At 38.6% G+C, this 20,361-nt stretch carries 16 protein-coding genes; all 16 read left to right on the top strand.

Features of this window, described 5'->3' with window-relative positions; all coding sequences use genetic code 11:
- The 16 genes from MKX57_RS05320 (at position 1) to MKX57_RS05395 (ending at position 20,353) form a co-directional block, all read left to right on the top strand.
- On the top strand, positions 1-1,707 hold the full coding sequence (locus MKX57_RS05320; protein WP_342550828.1) for a proline--tRNA ligase: 1,707 nt from the start codon (positions 1-3) through the stop codon (positions 1,705-1,707).
- Between the two features lie 272 nt (positions 1,708-1,979).
- The gene (locus MKX57_RS05325) at positions 1,980-6,311 is read left to right on the top strand and encodes a PolC-type DNA polymerase III (RefSeq protein ID WP_342550829.1); all 4,332 of its coding nucleotides are present in this window, start codon (positions 1,980-1,982) and stop codon (positions 6,309-6,311) included.
- Positions 6,312-6,651: 340 nt separating this feature from the next.
- The gene (gene rimP, locus MKX57_RS05330) at positions 6,652-7,122 is read left to right on the top strand and encodes a ribosome maturation factor RimP (protein WP_025113965.1); all 471 of its coding nucleotides are present in this window, start codon (positions 6,652-6,654) and stop codon (positions 7,120-7,122) included.
- A gap of 30 nt (positions 7,123-7,152) precedes the next feature.
- Positions 7,153-8,292 carry a transcription termination factor NusA gene (gene nusA / locus MKX57_RS05335; protein WP_008179001.1) on the top strand — a complete coding sequence of 380 codons (1,140 nt, stop codon included), beginning with the start codon at positions 7,153-7,155 and terminating at the stop codon, positions 8,290-8,292.
- Between the two features lie 137 nt (positions 8,293-8,429).
- On the top strand, positions 8,430-8,708 hold the full coding sequence (locus tag MKX57_RS05340; protein ID WP_025113966.1) for a YlxR family protein: 279 nt from the start codon (positions 8,430-8,432) through the stop codon (positions 8,706-8,708).
- Positions 8,705-9,013: a YlxQ family RNA-binding protein gene (locus MKX57_RS05345; protein ID WP_008178997.1), complete on the top strand. Its 309-nt coding sequence runs from the start codon at positions 8,705-8,707 to the stop codon at positions 9,011-9,013. The genes MKX57_RS05340 and MKX57_RS05345 overlap by 4 nt, the downstream gene beginning before the upstream one ends.
- Before the next feature lie 14 nt (positions 9,014-9,027).
- Complete coding sequence (gene infB / locus MKX57_RS05350; RefSeq protein WP_144787213.1) at positions 9,028-11,310, top strand: translation initiation factor IF-2; 2,283 nt, start codon at positions 9,028-9,030, stop codon at positions 11,308-11,310.
- Complete coding sequence (locus tag MKX57_RS05355; protein ID WP_008178987.1) at positions 11,310-11,588, top strand: DUF503 domain-containing protein; 279 nt, start codon at positions 11,310-11,312, stop codon at positions 11,586-11,588. The genes infB and MKX57_RS05355 overlap by 1 nt, the downstream gene beginning before the upstream one ends.
- A 77-nt stretch (positions 11,589-11,665) precedes the next feature.
- Positions 11,666-12,007, top strand: coding sequence for a 30S ribosome-binding factor RbfA (gene rbfA, locus MKX57_RS05360; protein WP_008178985.1), 342 nt, complete (start codon positions 11,666-11,668; stop codon positions 12,005-12,007).
- A 122-nt stretch (positions 12,008-12,129) separates the two neighbouring features.
- Positions 12,130-13,041: a tRNA pseudouridine(55) synthase TruB gene (gene truB / locus MKX57_RS05365; RefSeq protein ID WP_043990545.1), complete on the top strand. Its 912-nt coding sequence runs from the start codon at positions 12,130-12,132 to the stop codon at positions 13,039-13,041.
- Positions 13,042-13,053: 12 nt separating this feature from the next.
- Positions 13,054-14,004 (top strand): riboflavin biosynthesis protein RibF, encoded by a 951-nt coding sequence (gene ribF / locus MKX57_RS05370; RefSeq protein ID WP_342550830.1) that lies wholly within the window; start codon positions 13,054-13,056, stop codon positions 14,002-14,004.
- 153 nt (positions 14,005-14,157) lie between these two features.
- A complete protein-coding gene (gene rpsO, locus MKX57_RS05375; protein WP_008178982.1) occupies positions 14,158-14,427 on the top strand; it encodes a 30S ribosomal protein S15 in 270 nt (89 codons plus the stop codon).
- A 373-nt stretch (positions 14,428-14,800) separates the two neighbouring features.
- Positions 14,801-15,325, top strand: a complete 525-nt coding sequence (locus MKX57_RS05380; RefSeq protein WP_008178975.1) for a DoxX family protein — start codon at positions 14,801-14,803, stop codon at positions 15,323-15,325.
- A gap of 449 nt (positions 15,326-15,774) precedes the next feature.
- Positions 15,775-17,889 (top strand): polyribonucleotide nucleotidyltransferase, encoded by a 2,115-nt coding sequence (pnp, locus tag MKX57_RS05385; protein WP_008178973.1) that lies wholly within the window; start codon positions 15,775-15,777, stop codon positions 17,887-17,889.
- Between the two features lie 82 nt (positions 17,890-17,971).
- Positions 17,972-19,195, top strand: a complete 1,224-nt coding sequence (locus MKX57_RS05390; RefSeq protein ID WP_096363736.1) for a pitrilysin family protein — start codon at positions 17,972-17,974, stop codon at positions 19,193-19,195.
- 159 nt (positions 19,196-19,354) lie between these two features.
- Positions 19,355-20,353 carry an ABC transporter substrate-binding protein gene (locus tag MKX57_RS05395; RefSeq protein ID WP_239354280.1) on the top strand — a complete coding sequence of 333 codons (999 nt, stop codon included), beginning with the start codon at positions 19,355-19,357 and terminating at the stop codon, positions 20,351-20,353.
- The last annotated feature ends 8 nt before the right edge of the window (positions 20,354-20,361 follow it).

Consider the following 20,361-nt stretch of genomic DNA (forward strand, 5'->3'; position numbering starts at 1 on the left):
ATGAAGCAAAGTAAAACATTTATCCCAACGTTACGTGAAGTACCTGCTGATGCTGAGGTAAAGTCACATAAGCAATTACTACGTGCAGGGTTTATTCGTCAAAATACAAGTGGGGTATACTCGTATTTACCGCTTGCAAAACGTGTGTTATCAAAAATTGAAACAATTATTCGAGAAGAGATGGAGGCCATCAATTCGATTGAGCTATTAATGCCATCTCTACAATCTGCTGAGCTTTGGCAAGAGTCAGGTCGCTGGGAAAAATACGGTCCAGAATTAATGCGCTTGAAAGACCGTCATGACCGTGATTTTGCATTGGGGCCAACACATGAAGAAGTAATTACAACTTTAGTACGTGATGAAATTAAATCTTATAAAAAATTACCGTTAACACTTTATCAAATTCAAACGAAATTCCGTGATGAAAAACGTCCACGCTTTGGTTTACTACGAGGAAGAGAATTTATTATGAAAGATGCGTATTCCTTCCATGCATCTCGTGAAAGTTTAGATGAAACATATGATGATATGTACCGTGCTTATTCTAATATTTTCTCACGTCTTGGCTTAAACTATCGCGCTGTTATCGCTGATGCAGGTTCTATCGGCGGAAAAGGTACACATGAGTTCATGGTACTTTCTGAAATTGGAGAAGATACAATTGCCTACTCAGATACATCTGACTATGCAGCAAATATTGAAATGGCTGAAGTCATTGCAGATTACCAGACATCTGATGAAGCATTAAAAGAAGTTGAAAAAGTAGCGACACCAGATCAAAAAACAATTGAGGAAGTTTCAGCATTCCTACAAGTAAAACCTGCTAATGTTATAAAGTCTCTTGTCTTTGATGTAGATGGAGAGCTTGTAGTTGTTCTTGCGCGTGGAGATCATGAAATCAATGATATTAAATTGAAAAATGCTCTTGAAGCGGGTTCTGTAGAGCTTGCAAGTGAAGTAGCGATTCGTGAGCTATTAGGTTGTGGTGTTGGCTCCATTGGACCAGTGAAGTTACCGGTAGATGTAAAAGTAGTAGCTGATCATGCGATTAAATCTATTCGTAATGGTATTGCAGGTGCGAATGAAGATGGATTCCATCTAGTAAATGTTAATCCTGAGCGTGATTTTGCTGTGAATGACTACTTAGATATTCGTTTTATTCAAGAGGGTGATCCTTCTCCAGATGGACAAGGTACGATTAAATTCGCGGAAGGCATCGAGGTTGGTCATATTTTCAAACTAGGTACTACATATTCTGCTAAAATGAATGGTACTTTCTTAGACGAGCTAGGGAAATCCCAACCATTTATTATGGGTTGCTATGGTATTGGTGTTTCTCGTATTCTAGCTGCGGTAGCTGAGCATTTCCAAGATGAAAATGGCTTCACATGGCCAACGCAATTAGCACCGTACGATATCCATGTTGTTCCTGTGAATACTAAAGATGAAGCGCAAGTAGCTTTAGCAGATGAGCTTTACGGCTTATTAAAATCATATCGCTATGATGTACTACTAGATGACCGTGCCGAGCGTGCCGGCGTTAAGTTTGCGGACGCTGATTTAATTGGTTTACCTGTTCGCGTAACGGTTGGTAAAAAAGCAATAGAAGGTATTGTGGAAGTGAAGTTCCGACAAACTGGGGAAACATTTGAATGGAAAAAAGAAGAAGTGATTGACCACTTAAATGAATTTTTCCGTAAAAATTAATAACCTCTTATGGTTGGTTTTAAATGGAAGTGAATGCTTCTAATAGAGGCTTTCATGTAATTTTGATAAAATAGGAATAAATAAATTCGCGACAATTCTGCGGGACGGTGAGCCAAGCAAAGAAAAACAGATAGTCTAGACTCTCTGTTAAGCTTGAAGAGCGCCCGCAGTGAGGGAGCGAATTTTTTTCTGGCATTCTTGTCCTATGTTGAAGATGAATTAGAAAAGAGGCTTATACGGAATGCCTCCTTCTGAAAGTAGGTGTCGATAGATTGGAACAGCAACAAGAGGCAAGAACGAGATTTCGGATGCTTTTGCAGCAACTAGAGTTAACAGATGATGTGTACATGTCATTTTTTGAAGAAGGTGAGTTATCACGGCTAACAGTCCATAAAAAGGATAGACTATGGCATTTTACTATTCAATTACGTGATATACTGCCATTTCCGCTTTACCAGCTTTTCCGTACCCATTTAACAGATAAATTTTCAGCAATCGCACAGGTTTATACAACCATTGAGACACAAGAGAAAAGTGTAACAGAGGAACTTGTCCAAGCTTATTGGCTAAATGTTGTTGAGCAAATTGATGAGATGGCACCAACATTGAAAAATTGCCTTATCTCTCAAGTGCCGATGTGGAATGGTCAGAAAATCACATTAGCCTGTATGCAGGAAATGGAATTCATGATGTTAAAAACGAAGTATTCCGACAAGCTAGCAGAAAGCTATTGTCAATTCGGTTTTCCAAAAATGGCGATAGATTTTCTGCTTCAAGAACAAACGGAAGAAATGATTGCTGCTCAGGAAGCGTTTATGGAACAAAAGCGCATGGAAGAAGCAGCTCTATCTCAGCAAGCGATGCAGGATTTCCAAAAACGAGAGCAAGAGAAGAAGGACAATCCAGCTATTGCGAACCTTGGTGATCGTCCATTCCAGCTTGGTATGCTTATTAAAGACGATGAAATTATGGAAATAAAACGCATTGTTGAAGAGGAACGCCGTGTAATTGTTGAGGGCTTTGTCTTTGATGCAGAAATTAAAGTACTGAAAAGTGGACGCTCTTTATTACAAATTAAAATTACCGACTATACGGACTCTATCATCGTCAAAATGTTCTCACGTGATAATGACGATGCTGAACTGATGCAGCACCTAAAAAAGGGAATGTGGGTTAAAGTTCGAGGCTCCGTCCAAACAGATACATTTATTCGTGATTTAATCGTCATGGCTAATGATATTAATGAAATAAAAAAAGAAACACGTCAGGATCTAGCACCAGAGGGTGAAAAGCGAGTAGAGCTACATTTGCATACACCAATGAGCCAAATGGACGCTGTGACGCCCGTTGATCGCCTAGTTGCACAGGCAGCAAAATGGGGTCATCCAGCAGTAGCTATTACAGATCATGCTGTTGTACAATCCTTCCCTGAAGCATATGCAGCAGGGAAAAAGCATGGTATTAAAGTAATTTATGGCTTGGAGGCTAATTTAGTTGATGATGGTGTCCCTATAGCTTATGCACCAGAGCACCGCTTATTAGAAGAAGCCACTTATGTTGTCTTTGACGTGGAAACGACAGGGTTATCAACTGCTTACGATACAATTATTGAGCTGGCGGCAGTAAAAATTAAAGATGGCCAAGTCATTGATAAATATGAAAGCTTTGCAAACCCACATCATCCGCTTTCAGCAACGACTATTGAATTAACAGGTATTACGGATGATATGGTTCGTCATGCACCAGAAGTAGAGCAAGTTATAAAAGAGTTTCATGCATTTATTGGTGATGGGATTGTTGTTGCTCATAATGCGTCATTTGATATTGGTTTCTTGTATACGGGCTATAAAAAATTTGGTCTTGAAGGAACAACACATCCAGTCATTGATACATTAGAGCTAGCTAGATTGCTGTACCCAACAATGAAAAATCACCGTTTAAATACACTTTGTAAAAAATTCAATATTGAATTAACACAACATCACCGAGCGATATACGATACAGAGGCGACAGGCTATTTACTATTACAATTATTAAAAGATGCCGATGAATTAGTCATTAAATACCATGATGATTTTAATAAGCATATTGGTGGTGGGGACGCCTATAAAAAAGGTCGACCCATGCATTGTACTATTTTAGCTGTTGATAATGCGGGCTTAAAGAATTTATTTAAAATTGTTTCACATGCCCATACAAAAACATTCTATCGAGTTCCTCGTGTGACAAGAGCTGTTCTAGAGCAATATCGAGAAGGTTTACTAGTCGGTTCTGGTTGTAGTAATGGTGAATTATTTGAAACGATGATGAATAAATCACCTGAGGAAGCTGAACAAGTGGCTAAATTCTATGATTATATTGAGGTGCAACCGAAAGCAGTATATGCACCATTAATTGAACGTAATGTCGTGCGTGATGAATGGACATTAGAGGATATCATAAGAAAGCTTGTTAAGTTAGGGAAGAAGCTCGATAAACCAGTTGTGGCAACGGGAAATGTTCATTATTTGGATCCGACAGATGCTATGTTTAGACAAATACTCGTTGGTTCTCAAGGTGGTGCAAACATCTTAAATCGATCCAAACTACCTGAGGTGCATTTTAGAACAACGGATGAAATGCTAAAAGAATTTGATTTCTTAGGACCAGATCTGGCTAAAGAAGTTGTTGTGACGAATGCACAAAAAGTAGCTGACAGCATTGGAGATGTTAAGCCGATTAAGGATGATTTATATACGCCCAAAATTGAAGGCTCTGATGATGAAGTAACCAATTTAACGTATGAAATGGCTCATCATATTTACGGTGAGGAGCTACCCGAAATTGTAAAAGCTCGAATTGAAAAAGAACTAAAATCTATATTAGGACATGGTTTTGGTGTAATTTATTTAATTTCTGCGAAGCTGGTGAAGAAATCTTTAGCTGACGGTTATTTAGTAGGTTCTCGTGGTTCCGTGGGCTCTTCATTAGTCGCAACCTTTATGGAAATTACGGAGGTTAACCCATTGCCTCCGCATTATGTTTGCCCAAATTGTAAGCATTCTGAGTTTTTTGATGATGGTTCGGTTAGCTCAGGCTTTGACTTACCGAATAAAGACTGCTCAGAATGTGGAACACCTTATAAAAAAGATGGACAAGATATTCCATTCGAAACCTTCCTTGGCTTTAAAGGGGATAAGGTACCCGATATCGATTTAAACTTTTCTGGTGAATACCAGCCGAAGGCCCATAATTATACCAAGGTATTATTTGGTGAGGATTATGTGTACCGTGCAGGAACAATCGGTACGGTGGCGGAGAAAACAGCATATGGTTATGTCAAAGGCTATGCGAATGATCACAACTTGCATTTCCGCGGAGCTGAAGTGGATCGTTTAGTGCAAGGATGTACAGGGGTCAAGCGAACTAGTGGGCAACACCCAGGGGGAATTATCGTAGTACCTGATTATATGGATATTTTTGATTTCTCTCCAGTACAGTTCCCAGCAGATGCTCAGGATGCAGAATGGCGTACAACCCATTTCGACTTCCACTCGATTCATGATAATATTTTGAAACTAGATATACTTGGACACGATGATCCGACGGTTATTAGAATGCTACAGGATTTATCAGGAATAGATCCAAAAACGATTCCTACTGATGATCCTGTCGTCATGCAAATTTTTAGTTCACCTGAAACGTTAGGTGTCACTGAAAAACAAATTGGCTGTAAGACGGGAACATTAGGTATTCCTGAATTCGGTACTCGCTTCGTACGACAAATGTTAGAGGATACAAAGCCTTCTACATTCTCAGAGCTTGTGCAAATTTCCGGATTATCTCATGGAACAGACGTATGGCTAGGTAACGCACAAGAATTAATTCATAACGGGACATGTGTCTTGAAAGAAGTAATTGGTTGTCGTGACGATATTATGGTGTATTTAATTTACCAAGGTCTAGAGCCATCGTTAGCATTTAAAATCATGGAGTCTGTACGTAAAGGGAAAGGCTTATCAGAGGAATTTGAAGCAGAGATGCTCGCCAATAAAGTACCAGGATGGTATATCGAGTCATGTAAAAAGATAAAATATATGTTCCCGAAAGCCCATGCTGCCGCATACGTATTAATGGCGGTTCGTATTGCTTGGTTTAAGGTCCATTTTCCAATCCTATACTATGCAGCATATTTCACGGTACGTGCAGATGACTTTGATTTAATTGCTATGGTTCAAGGTTCACAAATGATTCGTGCCCGTATTGACGAAATCAATTTAAAAGGTCTAGATGCCTCTACAAAAGAGAAGAACTTATTAACGGTAATGGAGCTAGCACTAGAAATGTGTGAACGAGGAATGAGCTTCCAGAAAGTTGACTTGTACCGTTCGCAGGCAAGTGAATTTGTCATTGAAGGCAATACATTAATTCCACCTTTTGATGCAATCCCAGGACTTGGTACGAACGTAGCCAAAACGATAGTGGCTGCTCGAGAAGATGGAGAGTTTTTATCAAAGGAGGATTTACAGCAACGAGGCCGTGTTTCGAAGACACTAATCGAATACATGGATCAGCTGGGCTGTTTAGAAGGCATGCCTGATGCTAATCAGTTATCTCTCTTTTAAAATGGAATGAGCTGGATTCATTCAAAGTTTAATCTGTAAAACCATTGCCAATTTCAAAATCCTGTCACAATATGGTTATCTTTAATGAAGGAAATTTGCATTATACCAAGAACTATGCTATTCTAATGGTAATAATTTGTTGATATTTTTCCAGCAAAAGAGTGGGGCTTACCCGCTCTTTTCTGTTGTTATACCGTAGCAAACAAATTTTGACTAACAGCAGGTAAGACCGTAAAATTTCACCAAAGCAACTGGTGGAATTTCTGTTTTATTATGGTTCATTCCACTACGAATACTGTAATGAATGGTTGACACGCTAGAATAGATACAGGAGGAAATAATGAGCAAAGTACCATCTTTAATTGAAGAGCTCGCTAAACCAATAGTAGATGAGTTAAATCTGGAGTTAGTGGATATTGAGTTCGTAAAAGAAGGGCGTAACTGGTTTTTACGCGTCTATGTTGATACACCAGAAGGTAGCATCGACATTGACCAATGTGCTCAAGTAAGCGAACGACTAAGTTTGTTATTGGATGAAAAAGATCCAATTACACAAAACTATTATTTAGAAGTTTCATCACCTGGAGCGGAGCGTCCCTTAAAAAAGGATGCTGATTTTGAAAAGGCAATTGGTAAGTTTATTTATGTAAAAACCTATAAGCCCATAAACGACATGAAGGAATTCCAAGGCTACTTAACATCCTACGATGAACATACATTAGTGATGGAAGTGCGCATTAAAACGCGTAAAATTACAGTAACAATAGAACAAGAAAAAATCGCATTGGCACGATTAGCCATCGATTTTTAAGCATAATGCATATTTAGGAGTGAAAACAAAATGAGTAGTGATTTGTTAGATGCGCTGAATGCGCTAGAAGAACAAAAAGGAATTTCAAGAGATGTGTTAATTGAAGCAATTGAGGCGGCATTAGTCACAGCTTACAAACGCAACTTCAACCAAGCACAAAATGTTCGAGTGGACTTAAATTTAGATAAGGGCTCTATCCGCGTGTTTTCACGTAAAGATGTTGTGGAAGAAGTAGAAGACGATCGTCTACAAATTTCTTTAGAGGACGCAAAGGTTATTAACCCAGCTTATCAATTAGAAGATATCGTGGAACAAGAAGTAACGCCACGTAACTTCGGCCGTATTGCTGCTCAAACAGCTAAACAGGTAGTAACACAACGCGTACGTGAAGCGGAACGTGGTTTAATCTACGAGCAATATGTCGATCGTGAAGATGATATCGTAACAGGTGTTGTGGAACGTTTAGATGCGCGAAATATTTATGTAGGTTTAGGTAAAGTAGAGGCTGCATTGCCAGTCAATGAGCAAATCCAGGGCGAAACCTATCGTCCGCATGATCGCATCAAAGTATATATTACAAAAGTTGAACGTACAACACGCGGTCCACAAGTGATTGTATCTCGAACACATCCAGGATTATTACGCCGATTATTTGAGATGGAAGTACCTGAAATTTATGAAGGAATTGTAGAGATTAAATCGATTGCTCGTGAAGCAGGAGATCGCTCAAAAATTTCTGTCTATGCACATAACGAAGAAGTAGATCCAGTAGGTTCTTGTGTTGGTGCAAAAGGTGCACGTGTACAAACAATTGTTAACGAATTAAACGGCGAAAAAATCGATATCGTAGAATGGTCAGAAGATCCTGTTGTATTCGTTGCCAATGCACTTAGCCCATCAAAAGTTTTAGATGTTCAAGTAAACGAAGAAGAAAAATCCACAACGGTTGTTGTACCAGACTATCAATTATCGCTAGCTATTGGTAAACGTGGCCAAAATGCACGTTTAGCTGCGAAACTTACTGGCTGGAAAATTGATATTAAGAGTGAGACAGATGCTCGTGAATTAGGTATCTATCCATCTGCTACAAGCACTTTCGTACCTGCTGAAGATGAAGAAAGTGATTTTGATGAAGTGGCAGTAGATTTATATCAAGACGACGAAGAATAAGTAAGAAAGCCCGTGTGACGAGTTACCTGACAGTATTCAGTGGGCCCCCCTACGCCGACTGAATACTGTCAGAGCGTCAAGTAGAGCACGACTTGTCCACCTCTTACGACAAGCTTCAGAGAGGAATGGTGATTCTTATGGCTGTTAACAAAAAAATACCTCTTCGTAAATGCGTAGCAACTGGAGAAATGCTGGCAAAGAAAGAAATGATACGTGTTGTTCGTTCAAAAGAGGGCGAAGTAAGTGTAGATATCTCCGGGAAAAAACCTGGGCGTGGTGCCTATGTCTCTAAATCAGAGAAGGCAATTGATATCGCTCGTAAGAAAAATGTATTGGGGCACCAACTTGATGTGAAAATTCCTGAAGAAATTTACGAGGAGCTTATTTTGCTAATTCGTAGGGAGTCAATTTTATGATTAATCAAGCAATATTTAATTTGCTTGGAATTGCGGCAAGAGCCCGTAAAGTGATTTCAGGAGAAGAGTTAGTAGTAAAGGAAGTCCGGAATGGCAATGCTAAGTTAGTACTGCTTGCAAACGATGCTTCTAAAAACTCAAGTAAGAAAATTCAAGATAAGTGCACGTACTACAACGTTGAGTATCATGTAATTGGAGATCGTTACGATCTAGGACATGCTACAGGTAAGGAGGCCCGAGTGGCTTTAGCGATTACCGATAAAGGTTTTGCAAGTAAATTGTCTAGTCTACTCAACGAAAAATAATCGGGGGTGAGCAGATGACCAAAATCAGAGTTCATGAATATGCGAAACAAGTGAATAAAACGAGTAAAGAGGTTATTGAAGCACTTAGTAAATTAAATGTGAGTGTAACTAATCATATGTCTATGTTAGAGAAAGACATCGTGTCAAAGTTAAACCAAACATTTAAAGCAACACCTGAGAAAAATGTAGGAAAACAAGCAACTCAAAACATATCACAAAAACCTCAATCGAATGGTCAACAAAACCATTCGGTGAAAAAGCAAGAAGGTCAAAGGCAGCAATCTGCTACTTCTAAGCCTAAAGCAAATAATCAGCAACACACACAGCAACACTCAAATTCGTCTAACGAAAAATCTAAGAATGCAAAAGGTAATCAAAACAGAAATATGACACAAAATAATAATAATAACAATAATAATAATAATCGTAGAGGTGGCGGTGGTTACAACCAACGTCCAAAACCAGGGATTCATGGAGGCAAACGTCGCCATCCAAAAACGCATCAACCATCAATACCGCTTAAACAAAAGGAACTTCCAGAAAAAATTACTTTTGTTGAATCATTATCAGTAGCAGAATTAGCAAAAAAATTACACCGTGAGCCATCTGAAATTATCAAAAAATTATTCATGCTTGGGGTAATGGCAACAATTAACCAAGAATTAGATAAGGATGCAATTGAATTAATTTGCGCAGACTATGGTGTAGAAGTGGAAGAAGAGATTCGTGTAGATATTACGGACTTAGAAACACACTTCGAGCAAACAGAAGAAGTAAATGAAGCTGAATTATCAGAGCGTCCGCCAGTTGTGACAATCATGGGTCACGTTGACCACGGTAAAACAACATTATTAGATTCTATTCGTAATACTAAAGTGACTGCAGGTGAAGCTGGGGGTATTACGCAGCATATCGGTGCCTACCAAGTAACAGAAGGTGACAAGAAAATCACTTTTCTTGATACACCAGGACACGCTGCTTTCACAACAATGCGTGCACGTGGTGCAAAAATAACGGATTTAACAATTTTAGTAGTAGCTGCTGATGATGGTGTAATGCCACAAACGGTAGAAGCAATCAATCACGCAAAAGCAGCAGAAGTACCAATTATTGTAGCTGTGAATAAAATGGATAAACCATCTGCAAATCCAGATCGTGTGATGCAAGAATTAACTGAACATGGCTTAGTTCCTGAAGCATGGGGTGGCGAAACGATTTTCGTACCAATTTCAGCATTAAAAGGTGAAGGCATTGACACATTACTAGAAATGATTTTACTTGTTGCAGAAGTAGGTGAGCTAAAAGCAAATCCTGACCGTTTAGCTCTTGGAACAGTAATTGAAGCTCAGCTAGACAAAGGACGCGGTTCAGTTGCTACGCTGTTAGTGCAAGACGGTACATTAAAAGTGGGTGACCCAATCGTTGTCGGTCATACATTTGGTCGAGTTCGTGCAATGGTGAATGATAAAGGCCGTCGTGTGAAAGAAGCTGGACCATCAACACCAGTAGAAATTACAGGTTTAAATGATGTACCTCAAGCAGGGGACCGTTTTGTTGTCTTTGAAGATGAAAAAACAGCTCGTCAAGTTGGGGAAACTCGTGCGATGTCAGCTATCCAAGCACAACGTTCTGAAAAACAACGTGTAACGCTTGATAACTTATTTGAGCAAATGAGCCAAGGCGAAATGAAAGAGCTGAACTTAATCGTTAAGGCAGACGTACAAGGTACTGTAGAAGCAATGGCTGCTTCATTAATGAAAATTGATGTAGAAGGCGTAAATGTGAAAATTATTCACACTGGTGCAGGTGCCATTACGGAATCTGATATTTCTCTTGCTGCCGCTTCCAATGCTATTGTTATTGGTTTCAATGTACGTCCAGATGTCAATGCAAAACGTGCTGCAGAAGAAGAAGGCGTAGATATTCGTTTACACCGTATCATTTACAAAGTAATTGAAGAGATTGAGCAAGCAATGAAAGGTATGCTTGATCCTGAATTTGAAGAAAAAATTATTGGTCAAGCAGAAGTTCGCCAAACAATTAAAGTATCAAAAGTTGGTACAATTGCTGGTTCGTATATAACTGAAGGAAAAGTAACACGTGATTCAGGCGTTCGTGTAATTCGCGATAACGTAGTTATTTTTGAAGGTGAATTAGATACGCTTAAGCGTTTCAAAGACGAAGTAAAAGAAGTAGCAAGAGGATACGAATGTGGTATTACGATTACAAACTTCAACGATATTAGAGAAGGCGACATTATTGAAGCCTACATTATGGAAGAAGTTAAACGAGTATAATGATTGTATACGCAGAGGTTGAATTTATCATTCAAACTGCCCATTCGTTAAAAGAAAAACGTGCTGTCTTACAGCGTATGATTACCCGCACTAAGCAGAAGTTTAATGTTTCTATTGCGGAAATTGACCATCAAAACGTATGGCAGCGCACCAAATTAGCACTTGTAGCTGTTTCTTCATCGAAAGAGGCAGCTGAACGGGAAATTAATCACGCGCTCCACTATTTAGAGTCAAATCCGTCATGGGAACAGCTTAATGTGTGGCGAGACTATTTATAAGGAATAGTAGGTAGTTGAGATAGCTAAGTAGCATAAAAAGATCAACTATCTGTACATCGAAATAGAGGTGACAAATTATGTCTCTACGTTCAAACCGTGTTGCTGAGCAAATGAAAAAAGAGCTTGGTGATATTCTTGGCCGTAAAATTAAAGATCCGCGTGTTGGTTTTGTTACTGTTACAGGTGTTGAGGTAACGGGTGATTTACAGCAAGCGACTATTTATATTACATCTTTAGGCAATGAACGTGAACGCGAGGAAACGATTAAAGCTTTAGTAAAAGCTTCCGGTTTCATTCGATCAGAAATTGGTTCACGTATTCGTTTACGACGCACACCAGAATTAATCTTTGAATTCGATTCATCGATTGAGTACGGAAACCGTATTGATACATTGCTAAGAGGTTTACACAAAGAATAAGCTGAAAAAGTCTGCCACTTGCATGTTCATGCAGGCAGGCTTTTTATCTTCATAAAGAAGATTTTTGATCTGGTAATAATGCAAGGTAAATTTTATTTTAAAGGCAATTTGGGAGGATGTATATGAACGGTATTTTACCGCTTTGGAAAGAAAGAGGCATGACAAGCCATGATTGTGTCTTTAAGCTGCGTAAAATTTTACGTACAAAAAAGGTTGGGCATACAGGAACTTTGGATCCAGGTGTGGAAGGTGTACTACCAATTTGTATTGGCCAAGCCACTCGAATTGCAGAATATTTAACAGATGCAGGGAAAACCTATGAAGCTATTATTTCCATTGGTCGCACAACGACAACGGAGGATGCAGAGGGCGAAACGGTTGCAGAGGATCATTCAGTTAAGAAGGTTTCTCGTGAGCAGTTGCAAGAGGTTTTAGCTTCATTAACAGGTGTTATTGAGCAAACTCCACCAATGTTTTCAGCGGTCAAGGTAAATGGTAAACGTCTCTATGAATATGCTCGAAAAGGTGAAACAGTTGAAAGACCTACTCGTCAAGTTACCATTTATGCTTTAGAGCTTCTCGATGACCATGAATCCTACGAGGGGCAGGAGATAACATTCCCAGTTCGTATCGATTGTAGTAAAGGGACTTATATTCGTACATTAGCTGTCCAAATTGGGGAGGCTCTTGGTTATCCAGCGCATATGAAAGAGCTCGTACGTACTGCTTCAGGTACCTTTACGCGCGATAACTGTTTTACGCTAGCACAGGTTGCGGAGCTTATGGATGCAGAGCAGGTGACTACTTGTATTTTACCTGTCGAGTATGCATTAACAGACTATCCATATATTGAGATTACCTCTGCCATTGAAAAAGAAATTTTCAATGGACAGGTGCTTCCAGCAGATACATTGTTAAAGATACATGATAAAATTGTCTTTGGAATCAATGGAAAGGCAGTTGCGGTTTATCAAGCTCACCCTACAAAGGCAGGTTTGATGAAACCACACAAGATGTTTCCGACGATAGAGTAGGAGGATTTTTCAATGGAGGTCATTCATTTAAAATACCCACATCAATTACAGCAAAGAGAAAGCATGCAGCCCTATTCATTAGCGCTTGGCTTTTTCGATGGTGTACATAGAGGGCATCAGGCTGTTATCAAGGCGGCAAAGCAAGAGGGAGAGAAGCGTCAAATTCCAAGCGCAGTAATGACATTTGACCCGCATCCATCATTAGTCCTTGGAGGGCGTAACGAAAAGGTTTTTTATATTACCCTCTTACAGCAGAAATTGCAGCTTTTTGAAGAACAAGGCGTGGATACAGTATTTGTTGTTCATTTCACATCTGATTTTGCTAAGCTATCTCCAGCCGCATTTATTGATACATTTATTCGTGGATTAAATATTCAACATGTGACAGCTGGCTTCGATTATTCATTTGGGGCATTTGGTAAAGGGACAATGGAAGATATGCGTGCATTAAGCAATGGTGATTATGGTGTGACAATTGTTGAGAAGAGAACGGATGATGTGGAGAAAATCAGCTCAACCCGTATTCGCCTACTTTTACAAGAGGGTGATATGGAAGCAGCGAGAACATTATTAGGACGACCATTTGAAATTAACGGAATGGTTGTACATGGTGATAAACGTGGTCGAACAATTGGCTTCCCAACTGCAAATGTCCAAGCTTTAGAAGGTACTTTTATTCCGGCAAGTGGGGTCTATGCTGTTCGTCTGCTAGTCCAAAATGCTTGGTATGATGGTGTCTGCAATGTAGGCTACAAACCAACGTTTAAAGATCCAAACGATAAGCAATTGTCCATTGAGGTTCATATTTTAAATTTTGATAAGAATATTTATGGCGAAGAAGTACATGTAGCTTGGTATAAACGTATTCGAAGCGAAAGAAAATTTGACGGTATTGATGCTTTAAAAACGCAAATCGAAAAAGATAAACAAGAAGCTATACAATATTTTAACGATCTACAATAGAGTCAACTAAGTAATGGTTTATACTTGCTTGACCCAATCATTTATGGTAACATTCATAAGTGCATAATGCTCAACCTTAGCTCGGTATATCGAAGACTCCAACGTTTACTGTGCTAGTGGGGATAAATAATTTTTCTTAGGAGGTCCATACAAATGGCTATTACAAAAGAACGTAAAAACGAAATTATCGCTGAGTACCGTACTCACGAAAGTGACACTGGTTCACCAGAAGTACAAGTTGCAGTATTAACAGCAGAAATCAATGCTCTAAATACTCACTTACGTACACACAAAAAAGATTTCCACTCTGAGCGTGGTCTTCTTAAAATGGTAGGTCGTCGTCGTCACTTATTAAAATATCTTCGTGAAACTGACGTACAACGTTACCGTGAACTAATCAACCGTTTAGGCTTACGTCGCTAATTACAGCGGGCTGTAGACAAACTTATGTTTTGTCTACAGTCTTTTTTTATTGAAAAATGCAAATGACCTTTTAGGGTAGCTCACTTCTCATCTCCATTTTTATTTTGTTCGATAATAAGCCATAACTTTTTTACGCTCCGGTGAACGAGCTAGAAAAAACATGTTCTAACCAATAAAAGGGTGATATATTCTAATCACATTTCGCAACCAAATTCAACCAGTCCTATGTGAATCTAGCTTTATTGTCCAATCGAGTTGAATCAAGAACGAATTGAATAGTAATCGTTTTTATTTAGCCATGAATGGCCTTTAACAGATTACTTCAGCTTGTGAAATGTGAAAACAAAATTTTATGGTGAGAAGGTGCAGTTGGATGTTTAACAAAATATTAAGAGAGAATAATATTGTTGCAGGGATTTTGACAATTATTCGCATCTATCTAGGTTGGCATTGGCTAACAGCCGGTTGGGGAAAATTGATGAATGGATTTGATGCATCCGGTTTTTTAGCAAATGCAATAGCAAATCCAGTAACTGGCGGCGAGGAGTTAGCATATCCACTATATGTAAAGTTTATTGAAACATTTGCTTTACCCAATGCTGAAATTATTAATTTCCTTATTCCTTGGGGAGAGTTTTTAGTTGGCCTAGGATTAATACTTGGATGTTTAACAACGTATGCTGCATTTTTTGGGATGGTTATGAACTTTGCATTTTTAATGGCAGGTACTATATCAAGTAATCCTTGGGATATTTTACTCGCTATCTTTATAGCAGCAGCTGGTTTCAATGCCGGTAAGTTTGGATTGGATCGTTTCGTCATTCCAGCTATCAGCAATAAGATTCAAACAGCAAAAAACAAAGATAAAATAGCTAGACCGCTGTCTAAAACTACATAATTTACATAAAAGAGACATGAAATGCCCCGTGAATGCTAGTTTGACGGGGCATTTATTTTAATTTTTCTCTCTTGACACACTTAAACTTTACTACATACTTAACTTTCTTTATACTAGTAGGATGTTGTATGACAAGTACCGTGGTATAATAAATCTATTGTGTATAGCCTGCACTTGAAATAATAATGTGAAGAAGCATTTATATCTATTTACATACATTACTTTTCGTCAGGAAGGATCAATTTAAGTCAATTCCATATAACAAAAGTATAAAAATGTTTTTTCAATAAAATATAGAAATAAATCTTAAATAAATTGGCAATAACTGAATTTAAATGTATGATTATTTCAAGAAATATTTTTGAGCATAGAACAAGCATTTTTGGTACACTTACAATTAGTACATACAGACGAAGTAAGTGTTTTTATAATAGAGAGGGGTTCATTGAATGAACGAAAAGAAAGTCTATTCCTACGAATGGGCTGGCCGTCCACTTGTAATTGAAGTAGGACAGTTAGCAAAACAAGCAAACGGAGCTGTATTAGTACGCTATGGCGATACTTCCGTATTATCTACAGCCACAATGTCAAAATCACCAAAACCACTTGATTTCTTCCCATTAACAGTAAATTATGAAGAACGTCTATATGCTGCAGGTAAAATTCCTGGCGGCTTTATTAAGCGTGAAGGGCGTCCATCTGAGAAAGCTATATTGGCGAGCCGTTTAATCGACCGTCCAATCCGTCCGATGTTCCCAGATGGTTTCCGTAACGAAGTTCAAGTGATCTCTATGGTTATGTCAAATGATTCTGACTGTACGTCTGAAATGGCAGCAATGGTTGGTTCTTCATTAGCTTTGGCTATTTCTGACATTCCATTTGATGGACCGATCGCAGGTGTACAAGTTGGTTATATTAACGGGGAGTTCATTGTGAATCCAACAGTGGAACAATCGAACCAATCGACAATTCATTTATCTGTAGCAGGGAACAAGGACGCTATCAACATGGTTGAAGCTGGCGCACTTGAAGTTCCAGAAGAAGTGATGTTAGAAGCGATTATGTTTGGACATGAAGAAATTAAAAAAATTATCGCATTCCAAGAGCAAATTGTGGCTGAGGTAGGAAAAGAAAAGAAACCAGTTACATTATTTGAAATTGATGAAGCAATCCAAGCGGATATAAAGGCTGCTTGTGAGACGGATATGCATGATGCTATTCAAACTGCTGAGAAACATGCTCGTGACGAAGCGATTCAAGCTGTAAAAGATCGTATTATTGCTTCCTATGAAGAGCAAGAAGCAGATGATGATACGATGAAGCAGGTTTATACAATACTTGATAAGATGGTAAAAGATGAAGTACGTCGTCAGATCACTGAAGATAAAATTCGTCCAGATGGTCGTAAACTAGACGAGATTCGACAACTTTCCTCTGAAACAGGAATATTACAACGTACTCACGGTTCAGGTCTATTTACACGTGGACAAACTCAAGCACTTTCTATCTGTACGTTAGGTGCGCTTGGTGATGTACAAATTATTGACGGTTTAGGTGTCGAAGAATCAAAACGCTTCATGCACCACTATAATTTCCCTCAATTCTCGGTTGGTGAGACAGGACCAATTCGTGGACCAGGTCGTCGTGAAATTGGTCATGGAGCTTTAGGAGAACGTGCACTGGAAGCAGTTATTCCTGATGAGTCTGTTTTCCCATATACAATTCGTTGTGTATCAGAAGTACTTGAATCAAATGGTTCAACATCTCAAGCCTCTATTTGTGCATCTACATTAGCTATGATGGATGCTGGTGTTCCTTTAAAAGCACCAGTTGCAGGTATTGCAATGGGCCTTATTAAAAAAGGTGAACATTATTCTATTTTAACAGATATTCAAGGTATGGAAGATCATCTAGGTGATATGGACTTTAAAGTGGCTGGTACAGCTAAAGGTGTAACAGCTCTACAAATGGACATTAAAATCGATGGCCTATCACGCAATATTTTAGAAGAAGCATTGACACAAGCTAAAGTAGGTCGTATGCATATTTTAGAATCAATGCTTGCGACACTTGCAGAGCCACGTACACAATTATCTGAATTTGCACCAAAAATCGTGATTGTTAAAATCAATCCAGATAAAATTCGCGATGTTATTGGACCTGGCGGAAAACAAATTAATAAAATTATTGAAGAAACGGGCGTTAAGATTGATACAGAACAAGATGGTACAATCTATATTTCTTCTGCTAATGAAGAAATGAATGCACGCGCAAAACAAATTATTGAAGATATCGTACGTGAAGCTAAAGTAGGGGAATACTACTTATCGACAGTGAAGCGTATTGAAAAATTCGGTGCGTTTTGTGAAATCTTCCCAGGTAAAGATGGCTTGCTTCACATTTCTGAAATTCAGGAGGAACGTACAAAGCAAGTGGAAGACGTCTTAAAACTTGGCGATCAATTACTAGTAAAAGTAATTGAAATTGACAAACAAGGTCGTGTGAATTTATCTCGTAAAGTAGTACTACAAGAGGAAAAAGAACGCGCTGAACAACAAAAATAATAAAGATAAAAGGCTGCGTCTAATGCGCAGCCTTTTTAAATAGTTTATCATCATAAAGAAATATATAGTTGGGGGAGATTTTTTGGTTCAAGTACATACATGTCAGAATGGTGTTCGTATTGTGTCGGAGCAAATTAACCATGTAAGATCTGTTGCTTTAGGTATTTTTGTAAATGCGGGTTCACGCTATGAACTACCTGAAGAGAACGGTATTACACATTTTATAGAGCATATGTTGTTTAAAGGAACACCAAGTCGTTCAGCTCGTCAAATTGCGGAAGAATTTGATCGGATAGGTGGAGAATTAAATGCTTTCACATCTAAGGAAAATACGTGTTATTATGCAAAAGTTTTAGATCATCATGCAGAGCTAGCAGTCTCTATTTTGGCTGATATGTTTTTTAATTCTACATTTGCAGAAGAAGAACTAGAAAAAGAACGACAAGTCGTATTAGAGGAAATTTTAATGAGCGAAGATGCTCCGGATGATGATGTGCATGAAAAGCTGTGGAGTGTTATGTATCCCAATGATGCACTGGGCCGTCCGATATTGGGCAGTGCAGCTACATTAAAGACATTTACTGCAGAGGCGATTCGCCATTATATGGACAAACATTACGGTCCAGAGTCAGTGGTGATTTCCATTGCGGGCAATATTTCACCTCAACTCATGGCAACGATTGAACAATTATTTGGACAATATCAGCCTTCCACAGTTGCGATTGCGCCTGTGCTGACAAATCCTTCATTTCATCCTGGAGAAATTTCGAAAATCCGAGATACTGAGCAAGCACATTTAGCTATATCCTATCCGGCTATTGGTGTAAAGGACCCTGATATGTATAGCTTTATTGCGTTAAATAATATTATTGGTGGTAATATGAGCTCACGATTGTTTCAAGAGGTGCGTGAAGAAAGAGGTCTAGCTTATTCTATTTTCTCTTACCAATCCTGTTATGCAGATGTTGGGGCATTCACCATTTATGGCAGTACTAGCCGTCAGCAATTATCACAGCTACAACATACTATTGATGCTACTTTACTCGATATTGTCGCAGGTGGTGTCACAGAAGAAGAGCTTGATAATGCAAAAGAGCAGCTGAAAGGTAGCTTTGTTCTAGGGTTGGAGGGAACTGGCGCACGTATGAATCGAAATGGTACGAGTGAGCTTGTTCATCGTAAACATCGTACAGTAGACGAGGTACTGGCGTCTATAGAGGCTGTATCCATGGACTCAGTGGATCGATTGATTGCTAAAATTTTGAAAGCAGAGCCGGCCATTTCAATTATTGGACCAAGCGAATAAAATACCTCATCGTATAGTCTTAAAGGAGGTGTCTCAAATGATTATTGAGACACCTCCTTTTTATTTATATTATCAATTAGGCATTGTAATTATCAATTAACTTTGGTAGTATAATTGATATTGAAAATCATTTTCATTTACACGGAGGAAATAGTAGATATGAAAAAATGGCTATATGTTAGTACATTCGCATTATCATTAGCACTGGTTGGCTGTGCAGACCAAGAAGAGAAAGTTGCAGACAAAGAAATTCAAAAGGAAGAAGTAGCAAAGCAAGATGAAGCTGCTGATACTTCGACAGTCAAAAAAGAGGAATTTCAAGATGGTGTTGATGAAGAAGCCTTTCAGAAGGCATTAGCAAGCTTTCCTACAACCGTTCCAGAAAAAATTGTGACGACATCAGTTCCTTTAACAGAAATGCTACATCTTTTGGAGATCACACCAGTGGGAGTACCAACATCGACAAATCCGATACCATCAGACTTTGATTCGATTACAAAAATTGGTTCACCTATGTCACCAGATTTAGAAGTTATTTCGAGTTTACAAACAGATTTGATTCTTGGCGCTTCTTCTCTACAAAGCTCATTAGATCAAGCACTACAGGGAATGAATCTTCCAACAGCTTATTTACCAACAGATTCGTATGATGACTTAAAATTAAGTTTTAAGGTGCTAGGTACATACTTTGATAAGGAAGACAAAGTAAATGAAATCTTGCAAAATCTTGTAGCAAAAGAAAAAGAGCTGGAAGAGCAAGCACAAGGAAAAGAACTACCATCTGTTATGCTGGTTATCGGAACATCTGATTCCTTTATGGTAATGAACGACAAATCCTATTTAGGAAGCTTAGTCGAAAGATTGGGAGCAGATAATATTGCGAAATCAGTATTAAAAGCAGAATCTACTTATTCACCAATGAATTTAGAAGATATTGTTGTAGCAGATCCAGATATTGTGTTTGTCTTAGCGTCTGGCGATCATGGAGCGAATGAAGATAAATTTAAACAAGAGATTGAAAAAAATAGTGCTTGGCAACAATTATCAGCATACAAAAATGACAAAATCTATATGCTTGATTACAGTATTTTCGGTGTCACATCTATTACAAATGCTGAGACAGCACTAACAACAATTGCAGATTATTTCTATAAATAAGTTCGTGA

The organism is Lysinibacillus sp. FSL M8-0216 (assembly GCF_038595555.1).
In the GTDB taxonomy this organism is placed as follows: domain Bacteria; phylum Bacillota; class Bacilli; order Bacillales_A; family Planococcaceae; genus Lysinibacillus; species Lysinibacillus fusiformis.